This is a genomic window from Paradesulfitobacterium aromaticivorans (assembly GCF_054657415.1).
The window spans coordinates 319,068-335,378 of record NZ_BAAHYT010000011.1 but is presented as its reverse complement, the minus strand read 5'-3'; the positions used below and the strand labels follow the sequence as shown (position 1 = coordinate 335,378).

At 49.1% G+C, this 16,311-nt stretch carries 16 protein-coding genes; 2 read left to right on the top strand and 14 right to left on the bottom strand.

Annotation, left to right across the window (positions count from 1 at the left end; genetic code table 11):
* Window positions 1-21: 21 nt before the first annotated feature.
* From ACYQ2N_RS18420 to ACYQ2N_RS18370, 11 genes are all read right to left on the bottom strand, one after another.
* The gene (locus ACYQ2N_RS18420; RefSeq protein ID WP_460000878.1) at window positions 22-1,332 is read right to left on the bottom strand and encodes a DUF512 domain-containing protein; all 1,311 of its coding nucleotides are present in this window, start codon (window positions 1,330-1,332) and stop codon (window positions 22-24) included.
* Between the two features lie 26 nt (window positions 1,333-1,358).
* The gene (locus tag ACYQ2N_RS18415; RefSeq protein WP_460000877.1) at window positions 1,359-1,964 is read right to left on the bottom strand and encodes a hypothetical protein; all 606 of its coding nucleotides are present in this window, start codon (window positions 1,962-1,964) and stop codon (window positions 1,359-1,361) included.
* Between the two features lie 21 nt (window positions 1,965-1,985).
* The gene (gene ftsW / locus ACYQ2N_RS18410; protein ID WP_460000876.1) at window positions 1,986-3,134 is read right to left on the bottom strand and encodes a putative lipid II flippase FtsW; all 1,149 of its coding nucleotides are present in this window, start codon (window positions 3,132-3,134) and stop codon (window positions 1,986-1,988) included.
* Between the two features lie 151 nt (window positions 3,135-3,285).
* Entirely contained in the window at window positions 3,286-5,298 is a 2,013-nt protein-coding gene (locus ACYQ2N_RS18405; protein ID WP_460000875.1) for a bifunctional 4-hydroxy-3-methylbut-2-enyl diphosphate reductase/30S ribosomal protein S1, read from the bottom strand.
* 137 nt (window positions 5,299-5,435) lie between these two features.
* Window positions 5,436-6,029: a lysophospholipid acyltransferase family protein gene (locus tag ACYQ2N_RS18400; protein ID WP_460000874.1), complete on the bottom strand. Its 594-nt coding sequence runs from the start codon at window positions 6,027-6,029 to the stop codon at window positions 5,436-5,438.
* Window positions 6,026-6,697: a (d)CMP kinase gene (gene cmk, locus ACYQ2N_RS18395; protein ID WP_460000873.1), complete on the bottom strand. Its 672-nt coding sequence runs from the start codon at window positions 6,695-6,697 to the stop codon at window positions 6,026-6,028. Before cmk ends, ACYQ2N_RS18400 begins: the two co-directional genes overlap by 4 nt.
* 162 nt (window positions 6,698-6,859) lie before the next feature.
* Entirely contained in the window at window positions 6,860-7,360 is a 501-nt protein-coding gene (locus ACYQ2N_RS18390; protein ID WP_460000872.1) for a HyaD/HybD family hydrogenase maturation endopeptidase, read from the bottom strand.
* 96 nt (window positions 7,361-7,456) lie between these two features.
* On the bottom strand, window positions 7,457-8,200 hold the full coding sequence (gene cybH, locus ACYQ2N_RS18385; protein ID WP_460000871.1) for a Ni/Fe-hydrogenase, b-type cytochrome subunit: 744 nt from the start codon (window positions 8,198-8,200) through the stop codon (window positions 7,457-7,459).
* A 24-nt stretch (window positions 8,201-8,224) separates the two neighbouring features.
* The gene (locus ACYQ2N_RS18380) at window positions 8,225-9,937 is read right to left on the bottom strand and encodes a nickel-dependent hydrogenase large subunit (protein WP_460000870.1); all 1,713 of its coding nucleotides are present in this window, start codon (window positions 9,935-9,937) and stop codon (window positions 8,225-8,227) included.
* 69 nt (window positions 9,938-10,006) lie between these two features.
* Entirely contained in the window at window positions 10,007-11,086 is a 1,080-nt protein-coding gene (locus ACYQ2N_RS18375) for a hydrogenase small subunit (RefSeq protein ID WP_460000869.1), read from the bottom strand.
* A 258-nt stretch (window positions 11,087-11,344) separates the two neighbouring features.
* Complete coding sequence (locus ACYQ2N_RS18370) at window positions 11,345-11,509, bottom strand: hypothetical protein (protein WP_460000868.1); 165 nt, start codon at window positions 11,507-11,509, stop codon at window positions 11,345-11,347.
* 140 nt (window positions 11,510-11,649) lie between these two features.
* Here ACYQ2N_RS18370 and ACYQ2N_RS18365 point away from each other — a divergent pair, with 140 nt between their 5' ends.
* Complete coding sequence (locus tag ACYQ2N_RS18365; RefSeq protein ID WP_460000867.1) at window positions 11,650-12,309, top strand: HAD hydrolase-like protein; 660 nt, start codon at window positions 11,650-11,652, stop codon at window positions 12,307-12,309.
* A gap of 44 nt (window positions 12,310-12,353) precedes the next feature.
* Here the strand turns inward: ACYQ2N_RS18365 and ACYQ2N_RS18360 are convergent, their stop codons facing one another.
* The gene (locus tag ACYQ2N_RS18360) at window positions 12,354-12,581 is read right to left on the bottom strand and encodes a hypothetical protein (protein WP_460000866.1); all 228 of its coding nucleotides are present in this window, start codon (window positions 12,579-12,581) and stop codon (window positions 12,354-12,356) included.
* A gap of 115 nt (window positions 12,582-12,696) precedes the next feature.
* Between ACYQ2N_RS18360 and ACYQ2N_RS18355 the strand changes: the two genes are divergently transcribed.
* Window positions 12,697-13,383, top strand: a complete 687-nt coding sequence (locus tag ACYQ2N_RS18355) for a CPBP family intramembrane glutamic endopeptidase (RefSeq protein WP_460000865.1) — start codon at window positions 12,697-12,699, stop codon at window positions 13,381-13,383.
* Here ACYQ2N_RS18355 and ACYQ2N_RS18350 read toward each other — a convergent pair.
* Together ACYQ2N_RS18350 and ACYQ2N_RS18345 are read right to left on the bottom strand one after the other, a co-directional pair.
* Entirely contained in the window at window positions 13,372-15,075 is a 1,704-nt protein-coding gene (locus ACYQ2N_RS18350) for an aldehyde ferredoxin oxidoreductase family protein (RefSeq protein ID WP_460000864.1), read from the bottom strand. The two genes, ACYQ2N_RS18355 and ACYQ2N_RS18350, sit on opposite strands and share 12 nt — an antisense overlap.
* 35 nt (window positions 15,076-15,110) lie before the next feature.
* Window positions 15,111-16,280: an iron-containing alcohol dehydrogenase gene (locus tag ACYQ2N_RS18345; RefSeq protein WP_460000863.1), complete on the bottom strand. Its 1,170-nt coding sequence runs from the start codon at window positions 16,278-16,280 to the stop codon at window positions 15,111-15,113.
* Window positions 16,281-16,311 lie beyond the last annotated feature (31 nt).

The following is a 16,311-nucleotide window of genomic DNA, read 5'->3' as shown; positions in this document are numbered from 1 at the left end:
TTCGATGCTGGCTTTTTAATACTAACTATGTCGGACGAGTGCCTCTAGGAAGCTTAGCCCATGATTTTCTACAACTACAGCCTTGCCGTTTACCTGTTGTTCCAGCCACTCCACGCTGTGATCGTCAAGGAAAATATCCTCATCACTTTTGAGCATGATGTTCGGAATTAGAAATTCCTGTCCTTGAAGATCCCCCAGTTGGGCAGCGATGTCCTGGGCAGTGAGCAGTCCGGCAACCGTGACCGTGCTGCCAAGGAAATCGTTGCGGATAGGATGAATAAGTAAAGACAGGCCTTTTACCTTTTCCTCTACCTTACGCTTAACCTCTCTAAAAAAACCCGCTGCCGAAACTCCGGTTATCAGATGTACGGTGCGTGCGGGAATGGCCACTGGCAAGCGGTCCCAGCCTGCGGAAATTTCCGCACTGAACTTAGCCGCCATGCCCACCCCATTTTCAAGCTGGGGAAAACCGTCATAAGCCTCTACCCCCGGAAAGTCCTGCCCTGCCAGGACATAAAACTCATCCGCAAAGTATACTAAGCGGCGTCCGGTTTCACGGTAGAATTCCTCCTGCCATTTATGGCCATGTTCGAGAAGTGTGCGTGCTTCGGAGCTATCGAACGAGCGTAAGTCAGTTAGCTGCTCACGAAACTTGGTAAGCCCTACCGGCACTACTGCAATTGACTGCACCTGCGGATAAAACCCACCCAGACGTGCAACAGTCTCTGCCAGCACCTCCCCATCATTATACCCGGGAACCAGCACAATTTGAGTATGCATACTGATACCGGCTTCAGCCAGCCGCCTAATCTGGTCCGCCAATTCCCCAGACCGCTTGTTTTGCATAAGCTTGACCCTGGCTGCGGGATCCCAGGCATGAACGGAAATATACAATGGGCTTAAGTGCAGGTCAAGGATTCTTTGAAACTCAGCCTCAGACAGGTTAGAAAGCGTAATAAAGCTGCCCTGGCTTAGGGACAGACGGTAATCATCATCTTTATCATACAGAGTTCGCCGCATCCCTTCAGGCATCTGGGCCACAAAGCAAAAAACACAATTGTTTGTGCAGAATTTCAGACCCCCTGCACTTACCTTTTCCACTTCCAGTCCTAAAAACTCCTCTGGGTCTTTTTCGATGTCTATTTCCCACACTTCTCCATCTGCCTTCTCGATCAGCAGAGTAAATACTTCGTCAGCCGTTAGGTACTGGAAATCAATGATATCTTTAATTTCCTGACCATCAACTGCCATAACTTTATCCCCTGGCGCGATTTCCATTTCCGCGGCAATTCCGCCCGCTTCCACACGGGCAACCACAAGCCCATTAGGCAAAAAAACAACCTCCAATTACCAAAGCTTTAAGCTTCTTCAATATCACGTACTTCTTCTCCTTCTTCGGCAGCGTCAGGCTGAGAAGGCCGGACCCCTGCCATACGCTCTCTCCAGCCTCTGACTAGACCTCCCATGGCCAAAAATGCAACCCAGAAATTCCAGGTAAAATCATCAGGAAGATCAGCAAACTTCACAATTCCATCTAAGAAAAATACTGATAGTAGTTGGTTGATTAGCAAACCTCCGCTAATCGCAGCCGCTACCTCCCAATATTCATGGGCGCTGATAAAAGCGGTTAACACGATGACCCCTGCAAAGAGCCACTTATTTGCGAGAAAAATTCCAGGTTCATTGACCAGGAAAAGATCTTGACTGATAAGCGCGAGCACGACCAAGACAAGGGGCAGTGCACGCCGCTTAGCTTGGTGCCATGCCCAGAGCCAGCAAACCAAGATCACAGCCAAGCGCGCATAATGCCAATTCCACGGATAATACGGAGCAAACAACAACTCTAAAACCCGACCGCCCATCCACGCTCCAGCCAGAGAAATCAACATCCGCTTTCCCGGGATTTTCTCAGCCCAAAATCCAAATGCGAGAGAGAAAATAATCCACTCACCGTAAGGTAACATCCCTTACCCTCCCAGTGTTTCTTAAGCTCTCCCTATTATTCCCTTCTTGGCCCACTTTAGACCGGGATTCGAACTGACGGTGCGCCAGCGTGACAGATTAAGCAGAAGCCCTATCTCAAACAGAGTGACAGACAGGGAACTCCCTCCATATGAGATCAAAGGCAAAGTAATCCCGGTAACCGGGAACACACCGGTAACTACCGCCAAATTGATTGCGGTCTGAATCGCCAAGGTAGAAGTCAGCCCGAAAGCTAAAAGTTTGCCAAATCTATCCGGACATGCGCGCGCTATTTTGTAACCGCGGGCAAACAGCCCCACAAATAACCCTACGAGGAGCAAGGTACCCCAAAGCCCAAGTTCTTCCCCGATAATGGCAAAGATCATATCCGTAAAATTTTCCGGCAAAAACCCATACTTCTGTCTACTCTGACCAAGCCCCACTCCCAAAAGCCCTCCTGAACCGAAGGCTATTTGGGCGTTAATAATCTGATAACCCATATCAGCGGAGTATGCCCACGGATTTAACCACACCAATATTCTCTGCCATTGGTATTCCGTATTCCGGACAAGGTACATCAGGGGGAGCCCAAACAGGGGAATGGCCGCAAGAAAATATTTTACCGGCAACTCTGTCTGGAGTAACATGGCTGCAGCAGTCAAGAGTAAAACCATAGTGGTGCCCAAATCCGGCTGTTTATAAATCAGGGCCAGCAGGGGCAAAAGTACTCCTAAGGGCAAAGCAAGATCCTTGAGCTTGCGCACCGGATAACGGTCGAGGATATGGGCGTAAAATAGCACCAGAGCAAGTTTGGCAATTTCCGAAGGTTGAAAACTAAAGCCCCCGAGTTTTAACCAGCGGGCAGAACCCTTGAGCGTGACCGAGGCCTCACTAAAAAGCACCGCCAACAGCAGAAAAAAGCTAAGTATCATGCCAACGCCCGCAAATCTGCGCCAGAACTTGTACGGGACTAAGAGCGCTATTAGGGCCCCTCCGCTCCCAATTAAGGCCCATTTAAATTGTTGCAGAAAATAATAATAAGGAGTGTTGGTGGCATTATACCCCTGGACCGCACCAGAACTAAGAACCATAATTAAGCCAAACACTAAGATGGCTAAAGCCAAAAACAGGAGCTTATAGTCTATGGGTCCCAGTCTCCGCATGTTCCCCATCCCTTTGCTTTAGATACCTTTACTTTACTTTAGATTCATTTGCCTCAAAATACCTTTTTTCGATTCCTTCTGCGATTTTTGTGCGACGTGAAAATGACTTCCTACTCCTTCGAGCAAGAAGTCACTAACCAGGTCTAATGTACACGCCTAATTAGCTCTCGCTATCCTGGTTCCCGACAACATCTCCGATGGTTACTTCCGGAATATCCGGTTGGCTGGCAACTTCCTCCGCGGCTAAAGCAGCATCGGCCTCCGCAGCCGCTTCCCTGATGCTAAGGCTGATCCGTTTCTCTTCCGGCTTACATTCGATTACTTTAGCACTGATCATATCTCCGACTTGCACAACCTCTTCTACTTTTGCCACCCGTCGGTTAGCTAACTGGGAAATATGAACAAGGGCATCCACTCCGTCTTCCAACTGGACGAAGGCACCAAAGGGAGCGATGCGCACCACTTTACCCGTTACCAGGGAGCCGACGGGATATTTGTCCCCGACAGCAGACCACGGGCTTTGTTTAAGCTGTTTTAAGCCTAAGGCTACCTTTTCATGTTCACGGTCTACTTTAAGAACCTGAACTTCAACTTCATCCTCAACCTGAAGCAATTCAGATGGATGCTTAAGCCGGGAATAGGCCATATCAGAAACATGCAAGAGTCCGTCCATCCCGCCGATATCAACAAATGCGCCGAAGTTGGCCAAGCGGCGCACAACCCCTTTAACTACATCTCCTTCGTGCAGAGTCTCCATTAACCCTTTGCGTTTACTTTCCTGTTCTTCAGCTAAAATAGCTTTTTGTGAAAGCACAACTTTTTTCTTGCCTGGGTCAAATTCAATGACGCGCAGGCGTAGCGTCTGGCCCAAAAACTGATTTAGATCCTCCACATACCCAAACTGAATTTGGGAAGCAGGCACAAATCCCCTCATGCCAACATTGACTAAAAGTCCACCTTTGACAACCTCGATCACTTTGGCCTGAATCTCTTCTTTACTCTCAGCCAGCTCGGCCAAACGATCCATAGACCCGGCCTCATCAGCCCGTCGTTTGGAAAGAACGGGGTACCCTTCTTCATTTTCTACCCTGAGAACTACCACCGAAATCTGATCTCCCATAGAAACCACATCTTCCGGCTTCGTCACGGAACCAACCGCTAGTTCCCTGCGCGCGATAACCCCTTCTGACTTCCAACCGATATCCACAAAAACTTCATCATCTGTCATTTTCACGACCGTGCCGGTGACCAAGGCTCCACGATGGAGTTTCTGCAACCCTTCATCCCAGCTTTCCATGTTCATGCCTTCCTGATTTCTTTCGTCAGCACCTTGTGCTACCGGTTCCTTTTCATCCATTTCCGACATCTTTCTATAAACCTCCTCGATTATCCAATCCGGCGTGGAAGCTCCGGCTGTGAGCCCAGCCGTCTTAGCTCCTTTGAACCAGATTTCTTCTAATTCAGAAGCAGTCTCTACTAAATAAGTGGGTACTTTGTCCGTGCAAATCCTTGCAAGCTTGCGGGTATTGGCGCTGCTCTTCCCGCCGACTACTACCATGACATCGACCTGGTCAGACAACGCGCGTGCGGCATCTTGGCGTTCCTGGGTAGCGCTGCAGATCGTGTTAACCACAGTGAGATCCTCTGTATGGCAGCGTAGCTCGTCCACAATCGCGTTAAAGTTAGCTACCGGCTGTGTCGTCTGAGCTAACACTGTCAGACTTTGGTAATGAGGAAGAGAACACGCTTCCTCAACTGTCTCTATCGCTAAGGCTTGTCCTCCGGCCCAGCCGAGAATTCCCTGAACTTCTGGGTGTTCTTTATCCCCCACCACAATCACTTGGCGAGTCTCCGCAGCTGTGGCTGCAAGCTGTTGCGCCTTTTGCACGAAAGGACAAGTGGCATCAATTATTTCAATCTCAGCTTCTTCCGCTTCCCGGTAAACTTGGGGAGCTACACCATGTGAGCGTATGATCACAGTCTTGGCTTGAGCATCTTTAACAGATGCCACAGCGCGCACCCCGCGCTCTGCCAAGCGCTCCACCACCTGGCGGTTGTGAATCAGGGGCCCTAAAGTAGCCACATCCTTAGTTGCAGCGGATTTTTCGACTAAATCAAGCGCCCGTTTGACACCGAAACAAAATCCGGCTTTATCCGCTCGAATTACCTCCAACTTTTAACCTCCTTAGTAGCGGATATATAAGAAAAAACTCCCTAAGACAAATATTTCGCTGCTTAGGCTTCAAATTCCTGCTGTATCACTTTACTTTTCCATCTTTAACGTTCCCTGAGCACAAAAAAACATGCGGTCTAAATTTCAGGCAATTGATCGAGAGCGTCCATTATCTTTTGCGCTACCCACTCCCGCCGATTTTCTACATTGGCAGGGGGTTTAAGCATCTCTGGCGTAAGCGGTTCGCCGATGACCATCCCAACTTTGCCCCAGCCCTTGGTAAACAGGCTGCGGGTGCCACTAACACGCACAGGAACAATCGGTGCCTGGCTCTTTTCCATAAACAGAACGATTCCCGGCAGCGCTTTCTGGATTTGCCCCGTCTTGGAACGCGTCCCTTCCGGAAACACCCCCAAGACTTTATGTTCTTTGAGAACTGCCAGGGATTGGCGGATCGCGCTCGTGTCTCCTTGACCCCTTTTAACCGGGAAAGCTCCCAGGTGACGAATAGCCCATCCTAAGACCGGAACGTGAAAAAGTTCATCTTTAGCCATATAGCAAACCTGGCGGTGCAGGCCGCAACCAATAAGTACCGGGTCCCACAGGCTAACATGATTGGATGCGAGTATTACCGGCCCTTCAGCCGGGACATTTTCCAACCCTCTTAACTTCCAGCGCATCAGGCGAAACGGAAGCGACATCACAGTCTTAGCGAAACCGTAAAAACTCATTTTGTTCCCTCCTGAGCCATGGTAACAATCTCAGAAATAACTTGCTCAACCGTAAGCCCTGTGGTATCAAGAACAACCGCATCAGCAGCAGGTTTAAGAGGAGAAGATTCACGTTCCCGATCCTGCCGGTCCCTTCTTTCCATATCTGCTGCGATCTCGGCCAGGGCAATCTCTTTCCCAGTCGCTTGTACCTCAAGCCAACGCCGTTTAGCCCGTGCTTCAGGAGAAGCGGTCAGAAAAACCTTAAGCTCAGCCCTGGGCAAAACTTGCGTCCCAATATCACGGCCATCCATGACTACTCCGCCCCGTTCTGCCTCCAGCCGCTGCCAGGCGACCAACCGCTCACGCACTTCAGGATAAGCTGCAATCACTGAAACAGCCCGCGTGACTTCCGGGGTACGGATCGCCCCTGTCACATCTTCCCCGTCACACCAAACCCGGTTCCCTTGGGCATGATCAAAACTAATCCTGGTTTGCGCTGCTAAGCGGCTGACCTCTTCTGCAGAGTGAATATCCACTTTGTTTATTAAGGCTTTATGTGCTACCGCGCGATACATCGCTCCTGTATCAAGGTAAAAGAGCCCTAAAAGCTCAGCCACGGCTTTCGCTACCGTGCTTTTGCCCGCTCCTGCCGGGCCGTCAATCGCAATTTGCATTTTATTTAACATGTAATTAAGTGATCTCCTTTAAGAGTTCATGTAATTCAGATTCTTTCCTCTGAGATTATAAGCTGCAAATTCCTCTGAATTCAAAAATAATTATAGCAAACTTTACCCAGGACGTACATCGTCCATGCTCCATATCGTTCACTCTCCATATCGTTCAAGCACCTAGTGTGCTCCATCTGCAGACGGTACAAACCGGGGGTCTTGCCACTGTTCCAAGCATCTAATGACCTTCTCCAGCGCTTGAGGCAGGCTCTGGGCAGTGGTATCGCTTAACTCTAGCCCCCATTCCAGACTTTCCGGCTGGATCCCGACTACTACTATTTCTTCCGGAATGTTACCTGTAAAATGCGCCCAATATAAGACTTCCGCAAAACTCATTTCGTGGAGGGATAACTTACCCTTGCAGTATTTCGGCACCTCGTCCCCACGCCATTCCACAACTTCCCCGGGCGCACGGCCATCATCCACCGCATCCAGAATAATAAGATGCTTTTTATTTTCAATAAAACTGAGTAATGACATACCTGATGTCCCTCCATCTAAAAGTTCCACATTAGGAGGAACCACATCTTTTAATAATTCTAATACGTGCAGGCCAACCCCTTCATCGCGGCGCAGAAGATTGCCCACGGCCAGGATTCCGATGTTATCATCTAGATTCATTGCCCACGCTTCTTTCTATCAAATGTTCTGGTGAAAAAGTCACTTGATTCGCGTCGCTTGGAAATATCAAACGCTGTAGTCTTTTTTTACTAAGATCTATTTGGCTGTCGTTGGCATATTCTCTGTCAGGCCGTGTTGCTCGCTCTCCTCTTTCCCGACAAGCTCAAACTTATACCCGTTGATCATTGATGACACCGTCCCATCATCATCGAGAACATCCTGTCTAAGCACCATGTAGAGATGCCCTAGCAAAAACAGGGGATAGCCCCAGGCAAAAAGGTGATGGATGTTTCTGATTTGATACTCTCCTCTGAAGGCCGGAATCACCCATCCGAAAAGGACAGATAATACCCCGTTCAGATCTCCACCGCCCCGCATCGCCAAACCGGTGAGAATCATCACCGCACTGGCCAGCCACACGAAAAAGAAGTACATTAACTGAGCTAGGGCATTGTGTCCCTGATGGAGAGCATGCTCGCGCGTCATGAAAGTATAGTACTTGAACGTAGAGGCTGCATCCTGCCAAAAGTCCCCGCGCCACAAACGCAATTTGGAATATTCATTCCCGGCCCAAAACCAGTAAAGACGAAAGAGCAGATTGGCAATAAAAATATATGCTGCTATCCCGTGCCAATAGCGGATTTGGCCCATTACAAAACTTTGGTACGCCTCAGCCTGAGGGGAAAGAATGGGGCCACCGATATAGATTCCAGTGAGAAAGAGAACGATTATGGCCGCAGCATTAATCCAGTGAAAAATCCGGACCGGGAATTGCCAAACATACACTTGCCTTCTTAAGGCCTGATGTTTGGCTTTGGATACGTGTGCAGGATCCTTCACAACCTTAAGCCTCCTTTAATAAATCTACACTACCCGAATGTTCAGCGTCTCCTCGCCTTTGTTGTTAAGCAGATGGGTGGCACAGGCTAAGCACGGGTCAAACGAGTGGATGGTGCGCAGCAGTTCCAGTGGCTGATCCGGCTTGGCGAGCGGGGTATCGAGAAGGGATGCTTCGTACGGCCCAGTCTGCCCCTGAGCATCCCGGGGTGATGCATTCCAGGTCGTAGGCACAACGGCCTGGTATGCTTCCACTTTCCCGTTTTTGATCTTAACCCAATGGGCCAGAGCACCACGCGGTGCCTCACAATACCCAACCCCCTGCGCCTGAGCGGGCCATTTCTCAGGATCCCATTTCTCCCCATTGAAGACCGTGCTGTCCCCAGCCTTGATGTTAGCCAGCAGATCAGTGTGGAAACCAGCCAGGTGGTCGACTGAGTATTTTGTCTCCAAAGCTCGCGCCAAAGTCCGCCCCAAGGTGGAAAAGAGAGCGGCAACAGGCAGATCCAAGCGCTTCAGGGCATCGTCAACAAGGATCCTCATTCCCTTATTGCCGCGCGCGTAGCCGACCACAAAACGGGACAGTGGCCCTACCTCCATCGGTTTGCCCTGCCAGCGCGGGGTTTTAATCCAACTATAGCGTTTATTTTCATAGAGATTTTCATAAGGCGGTTTAGGCCCATCATATTCTGCCTCGGTTCGCCCCTGCCACGGATGAAGTCCGGCCTGAGCATCTTCATACCGGTACCACGAGTGCGTAACGAACTCTTGAATATGTTTAGGGTCTTTGAGATCAATATCGTAAACTTTACTTAAATCCCGGTCTAAAACAACTCCACCCGGGAACAGGTAACTTTCAGGCTGCTGAACATCAACCGTTGGCACGCCGCCATATGCTAAATAATTCCGCACCCCACCCCCGTAAAGATCCTTTTTATAAAAGTCGGCAATTGCCAAAACATCCGGCATCAGCACCTGATCTACAAAAGTCTGGGCTTCCTCGATTTTTGTCTTAACTAGATTAAGCCTCTCGATATTAACTGTGTTGTTGCCGTCTATATTTATTGCAGAAGCCATGCCGCCCACTAAGTAATTGGGGTGAGGATTTTTGCCCCCGAAAACTGTATGTACTTTGGCAATTTCCTTCTGCCAGGAAAGCGCTTCCAGATAGTGCGCCACCCCTAATAAGTTGACCTCGGGCGGCAGAAGGTACGCCGGGTGTCCCCAGTAAGCATTGGCGAAAATTCCTAGCTGTCCGCTTTCGACCAAGGCCTTAACCTTATTTTGAACATCCCGGAAATAACCCGCAGAAGACAAAGGCCAACTGGAGATGGACTGCGCGAGAGAGCTTGTTTGGGCGGGATCGGCTTTAAGCGCGCTTAAGACATCAATCCAATCAAAACCGTGTAAGTGATAAAAGTGAATGACATGATCCTGAACGAACTGGGTTAAGGTCATAATATTACGGATATAATTCGCGTTTTTTGGAATACGGTAATCCAAGGCATCTTCAACCGCCCGCACGGAGGCAATAGCGTGGATATGTGTGCACACACCGCAAATCCGCTGGACAAAAGCCCATACATCGCGTGGATCACGGTTTTCCACAATCTTTTCAATCCCGCGAAACATGGTGCCTGAGCTTAGAGCTTCTGTGATACGGTTACCCTCTAAGACCACTTCAATCCGCAAATGCCCTTCAATCCGGGTAATAGGATCGACCACAATTCTTGTCGCCATAGTCAAAGTCCTTTCGCTTTCCGTTTGTTTGAGTTCCGCTTGTCAAGTTTTGCGCATCTATGTTGATGCTTATTTCTTCTTATCTGCTTTTTCCCTGCTTTTAATAGCCCCTGTGGCTACCGCATGGGCAAGAACACCAACTCCCGCCACTCCGAGAGCCCCAACCCCAACCTTATCAGGATTAACTCCAATCGCTCCGTTAGGAATGTCCGCCAGGTGCGTATAGAACGGAGTATTGTCATAAAAATTATTTTCGGAACAGCCTATGCACGGGTGCCCGGATTTGATAGGGTAGCTCACACCGTCATTCCACTGCGTGACGGCACAGGCATTGTAAGTTGTCGGCCCTTTGCATCCCATTTTGTACAGGCACCACCCTTGTTTCGCTCCCTCATCATCGAACCTTTCCACAAACTGTCCGGCATCAAAAAATGCGCGGCGATTGCAGCCATCGTGCACCCTGTGCTCGTAGAAAGCCTTCGGACGCCCTAGATTGGTGAGTTCAGGTATTTTGCCAAAAGTCAGGTAATGCACAATTGTACCCGTTATAACCTCGGCAATCGGAGGACAGCCGGGAACATCAATAACCGGCTTATTTGTAACAACCCTGCGCACAGGGACTGCTTGGGTAGGATTGGGGTATGCTCCTTGGACACAGGCGTTGGTGGCACAGGAACCATACGCAATCACAGCTGTTGCTCCCGCAGCCGTTTCCTGCAAAATACTGGTGGCAGTTTTCCCGCCAATTGTGCAGTAGATCCCGCCGTTGCCCAGAGTGGCGCTTCCTTCAACCACAAGCAAATACCGACCGCGATAATCTTTCATTGTCTTGGCCTTTGCGGCCTCAGCCTGGGCTCCGGCTGCCGCCTGCAGCGGCTCCATGTAATCAAGCGAGATCATATTGAGAATTAAATCTGCAACCAAGGGATGGGCCGAGCGGAGAAAAGATTCCGCACAACAAGTGCACTCCTGCAAATTGAGATATATTACCGGCATCCTTGGCTTGGATTCCAAGGCCTGCACAATCTTAGGCACGGCAGTGGCATCTAATCCAAGCATTGCTGCTGCTATGGTGCAGAACTTAAGGAAATCCCGGCGGGACAATCCCTTTTGGCGAGCCAACTTGTAGAAGCTGTCAGATACGGGCAACTAAACCCCTCCTCTCGCGTTTGTTGGTCTTGACTTTATTCTTTGTGGACAAATCACATTTATGCATACTGGAGCTAAAATCTCGCCTAAGGAACCTCTCCCATATCTTCACAGCTTGTTTGGTTTTTGGCGTGAAACTGGTGCTAACGGCAAAAAAGCCTTGACCTTGCTTATAAACCACTATAAAGTTGGAGAAGGTAAATCGTACACTTGTAAAAAGAAGACTCCGGGGTTACCCGGAGTGCATTTTGAAGCTAATTATTCCTGTCCCATACCCTCATCTTGTTTCCAAGAAGAGTGGTGATGGTTGTTTGGTTTCATGCGTTTGCCTGCTTCCCTGCCAACCATGAAGGCCCCCGCAATGCCAAGCATGTTCCAAACCCAACTTCTATTACGGTGACGGCGCTGTTTCAGCATAAACATTTTAACTCCCCCTTTGTAGTTAGAATTTCTCAGATAAGAGAAAATTACTCCTGGGAATTACGAGGGAAAATCGGGCTTGATTTGGATTTTGGTCGAATTAGAGTACGGTAGAAATTTTATGAGACGGAGGCTCGTACAAAATGCTTTATGATGTAATACTCTGGGATTTAGATGGCACGCTCACAGATCCCAAAGAAGGAATTACGAAATCTGTCCAGTATGCTCTCGAAAATCTTGGTGCTTTAGTTCCGTCACAAGATGAGCTGGAATGGGTTATTGGCCCGGCATTAAGTAAAAGCTTTGAGGTGCTTCTGCAAAGCACAGATGAAGCCTCAATCGCCAGCGCACTTGAACTATACCGAGAGCGCTTCCGGGAAAAAGGGCTGTACGAAAATGAAGTTTACAGCGGTATTCCCGAATTACTTAGAGATCTGAAAAATGCAGGTTGCCACAATGTCCTCGCAACTTCAAAACCCAAGCCTTTCGCTGAAGAAATCCTCAGACACTTTGAGCTAAGCCAACATTTTCATCTCATCATGGGAAGTAATTTTAACGGGGAATTAGTTGACAAAGGGGACTTAATCCGGGAAATTCTACGCCGACTCGGAGACAGCACTCCCTTAAACCGTATTGTTATGATCGGGGACAGGCGTTTTGACATCGAGGGTGCCAGGCGCAACGGCCTTGATATTATCTCTGTAGCATATGGCTATGGTTCTATGGATGAGTTAGAAGAGCATAAACCGAACTATATTGCTCAAGACCTTGCGACATTAAGAAAGCTCATTTTTGAAGCCTAAACCTGATTCAGCCAACGTTGACACCATAGTAAGTTCCTCGCTTATTATTCCGCCACGGGATAGCGCACAGCGGCGTCAAGATAAACATAATCATCATCCCGCTCCTGCCGCACCATTCCTACAATTCCCGGGTCATTCTCCTGCTCAAGGTGCTTGTTCGCAAAATATTGATACGCCCTCTCATCCCAAGGATCTGTAAATTCCTGCACAGTATCAAGATATTCTTTTAGGGGCACCTTAAGACGGTGATGATAAACCTGCAAAGTAATCAATTTTCATCCCTCCCACAGTTATTGTGGGAATTCAAGCGGCCATTTATCCATCGATAAGCGTTTTTAAGGGCGGTCTCTTCCATCGAACACTAAAAAACTAATATAGGAGTAAATAATGGAAGAAAAAAATAAAGCCCTCGGCTGGATCGACCTCGCAGCTGCAGTTCTTGGCATCGGGGTGCTGTTTGTGCTTTTGGTGCTGGGCACCAAATGGGCTGCCAGCCGCTGGGCTCATGAAGAAATGCTCTTATACTTAAACGGCTTCCTCACCCAGCTTTCTTTCCTATTTTTAATATGGGTTATAAAAACCCTGAGAAAATGGAACTGGGCCGACTTTGGCTGGCGTCCCGTAAGGTTCCGCCAAGTCTGGCCCAGTATTATCGGGTTATATATTTTGGCTTGGGCTCTTAATTTCATGTACGGACTTTTCTTACTCAGCCGCGGATTTGCTCCGCCGGAAACTGATGTTTACTCCAAGCTTTTTGGGCAAGCCACAATCATAACCTTTCTTCTTAACTTTCTGCTCGCCAGCATCTTAGCTCCGCTTACAGAAGAGACCTTATTTCGGGGAGTTATTTTTGGCAGCCTGCACAAATACTTTGGCAAGTGGACTGCCGCTGCTATCAGCTCTGCTTTATTTGCTCTTCTCCATTTCCAGGCGTACGGCTTTTTGCCGCGCTTTGTGTTAGGGCTGATACTTGCTCACATGTATGAGAAGAACCGCTCCCTTTATCCTTCAATGGCCTTGCACGCCCTCAATAATTTTGTGGCAACCGCGCTGCTAGCAGGGTTATCGATGTAGATTATGCACTTCATCAAGTTCTTCGTCACTGACATCAAAAACCGTCCCCGTCGCAAGGTTCTCAGTTTCATAGAAATGCTCGGGAAGTCGGTCGTCCACATTCGTAAAGCCAGCCCGTCGGTTAAATTCACGCTCCCATTGCACCGTGTTCTCAGCCAGCCTAAATAAATCATCCGCTCCGTAATTGGTCCCTACCTGGGAATTGACTAACTGGGCCAGAACCTCAGGGTACGGGCCGAGGGCAACAGACACGAACATACAGAGGCCGAGATCATCATAAATCGGAATAGTGTACTGCATCTTTTTCGACAAAGCAGCCTGTCCTTCGCGTGAATTATGATCAACCTTGGCCCGCGCCGTAGCGCCGGCGGTATGATCGGCTCCCATCGGGGAAGTCGCATACGTGACCCCTAAGCCCTTAATCCCTCTGGGCTCGTAGCCAGGCATTGATTGACCCTTCACCACCGGAACATTGCTAATTCCCAACACCTTGCCGGCTACGGCAGCACCCATGCCCAAGACCCTGCCGATGAGAGAGCCTTTGCCAATCTCATGCACTAGCTCAATTGCTCCTTTAGAGTCTCCAAACTGAATTATTCCTGCTTCCATGGCGACTCCCAAGGATGCGCCGGTCTCGATTGTATCAATGCCATAGTCATTGCACAAGAAGTTGAGCTTGGCGATCACATCGAGATCATCAATGGATAAGTTGGAGCCCATGAGGGCGATTGTTTCGTACTCCAGGGGAGCTACGATGGTCTTGCCTTGTTCGTCCGGATAGATGTTGGAACAGCGGATCATACAGCCTGGCATGCAAGCGTGGGTGGGATTCCCTTTGCGGCTTGTGATTATGTCATACATGCGTTCAGCATCGATTTTGTTTGCCCCTTCGAATTTTCCGGTCGAAAAGTTCCTTGTCGGCAAGCCTCCCACGGCATTGGTTACTTGCACCATCGCTGATGTTCCGTAGGTATTATAAGCCTCGACTACGGGAGATTCCTTGAGAATCTTTGCGTATTCCTTCATTACCTGGTTGAATTCCGCGCCATGAACAGGTTCTTGAACTTTGACTCCGGAATCGTCGATTATCAGGGCTTTAATCCCTTTCGAGCCCATGACCGCCCCTAGTCCACCGCGTCCGCTATACCGGCTTGGAACTCCTTCCATGTCCGTATTGGCAATCCCGGCAGACAAGAATTTCATTTCTCCGGCAGGTCCAATGCAAGAGATCGCGACGTTTTTTCCGAACCGCTCTCTCAGCTTATCTGCTGTCTCGTAGACCTTTAAGCCCCAATATTCCTCCCCAGGAAGAAGCTCTACCCCATCAGCACTAATCCTGATGATGTATTTCTTGTCATCCTGAGGGAGATCCTCAATGATAATTGCCTTATAGCCGAGTCGGCCCAGCTTAATCCCGACGACGCCCCCGCCGTTGCTCTCCTTGATCCCGCCGGTAAGTGGGCTCTTCGCTCCGATAGAGATCCTGCCGGAGCTGAAAACTTTGCTTCCACCCAATAAACCCGGAGTATAAATAAGCTTGTTATGACGTCCAAGAGGTTCGCATGACGGCTTGACTTCATCCAGTAAAAACTTGGCGATGAAAGCCCGTCCGCCGAGTAATTGATAATCCTGCTTCGCTTCTTCCTGCTTCTGTTCTAAAGTGGCCATGTTAATCCTGAGTATCCCGTTCACTCTGTTCCCCTTCTTTCACAACGGCACTGTTCGGCCTAGAATTCGATAGCTTCATAGGCATCGCGGTAAATCTGCTCAATATCCTTCACGGTTAAGCGGCGCGGGTTATTGCTTAAGAGGCGGTCAATGCCGCTGGCGTTCACTGCCATTTCATGAATGTCTTCAGCCGTAACTCCAACTTCCTTCATGCTCCTGGGAATACCCACGTCTTGCGCAAGCTTGGCTAAAGCCATAACCGCTTTGTCCGCCGCTTCCCTCAGAGACAAGCCGTGAATGTTTTCCCCCATTCCTTTAGCTACTTCAGCGAATTTGGCCAAATTCGCAATTGCATTGAAGCGCATTACATATGGCAACAGAAGCGCATTGGAAACACCGTGCGGAACATGGAATTTCCCACCCAGGGGATATGCCAGGGCATGGACAGCCCCTACTCCGGCATTGGCAAAGGACATTCCGGCCAGTAGGCTTCCCATTGCCATATCTTCGCGTGCCTTAAGCTCACTACCATTATACACCGCAGTCCGCAAAGATTGGGAAATTAATTTTATCGCATGTAGAGCCAAGGAATCGCTAACCTCAGTTGCCTTCACCGCAGTATAAGCTTCTACTGCGTGCACTAAGGCATCCATGCCACTGGCGGCTGTAACAAAGGCCGGAGCAGTGAGTGTGAGCTCCGCATCTGCAATGGCAACTTGAGGCAAGAGGTACTTGCTCACAATTCCTTTCTTAACCATATCCCTGGTATCTGTAAAAATGGCATTATAAGTTACTTCAGAACCCGTGCCTGCGGTGGTTGGGGCCAGAATGAAAGGTACGCCCGGGTTTTGCACCTTCTCAATCCCTACGAGATCGCGGACATCCCCTTTGTTCGTCATCATAATCGAGAGAACCTTAGTGACATCAAGAGCGCTCCCCCCGCCAACGCCTACGAACAAATCATAACCTTTACCTACAATTTGGGCCGCCATTTGCTCTAAATTCTCAAAAGGCGGTTCAGGGATGACTTCGTCAATAATATCAAATACCAGTCCGTCAGCCTCTAACGGGCCCGTTATTTTTTTAATAAGGCCCGTTTGGTTGATAACTTTGTCTGTAATTATCAGGACTTTAGTTGCCCCTAATTTTCTAGCCTCAGTGCCAATCTGGGCGATAGATCCTGAACCGGTAATGATAATTTGAGGAGCCTTAAAGACAGAAACTGACATTTTGAATCGCTCTCCTTTTCCCTTTCCTTTT

Excerpts from the sequence above, each read along its gene's own strand:
- ACYQ2N_RS18365 (WP_460000867.1), top strand. The coding sequence starts at position 11,650 with ATGCTTTATGATGTAATACTCTGGGATTTAGATGGCACGCTCACAGAT.
- ACYQ2N_RS18400 (WP_460000874.1), bottom strand. The coding sequence starts at position 6,029 with ATGAGTTTTTACGGTTTCGCTAAGACTGTGATGTCGCTTCCGTTTCGC.
- ACYQ2N_RS18355 (WP_460000865.1), top strand. The coding sequence starts at position 12,697 with ATGGAAGAAAAAAATAAAGCCCTCGGCTGGATCGACCTCGCAGCTGCA.
- ACYQ2N_RS18415 (WP_460000877.1), bottom strand. The coding sequence starts at position 1,964 with ATGTTACCTTACGGTGAGTGGATTATTTTCTCTCTCGCATTTGGATTT.
- ACYQ2N_RS18370 (WP_460000868.1), bottom strand. The coding sequence starts at position 11,509 with ATGTTTATGCTGAAACAGCGCCGTCACCGTAATAGAAGTTGGGTTTGG.
- ACYQ2N_RS18345 (WP_460000863.1), bottom strand. The coding sequence starts at position 16,280 with ATGTCAGTTTCTGTCTTTAAGGCTCCTCAAATTATCATTACCGGTTCA.
- ftsW (WP_460000876.1), bottom strand. The coding sequence starts at position 3,134 with ATGGGGAACATGCGGAGACTGGGACCCATAGACTATAAGCTCCTGTTT.
- ACYQ2N_RS18380 (WP_460000870.1), bottom strand. The coding sequence starts at position 9,937 with ATGGCGACAAGAATTGTGGTCGATCCTATTACCCGGATTGAAGGGCAT.
- cmk (WP_460000873.1), bottom strand. The coding sequence starts at position 6,697 with ATGTTAAATAAAATGCAAATTGCGATTGACGGCCCGGCAGGAGCGGGC.
- ACYQ2N_RS18390 (WP_460000872.1), bottom strand. The coding sequence starts at position 7,360 with ATGAATCTAGATGATAACATCGGAATCCTGGCCGTGGGCAATCTTCTG.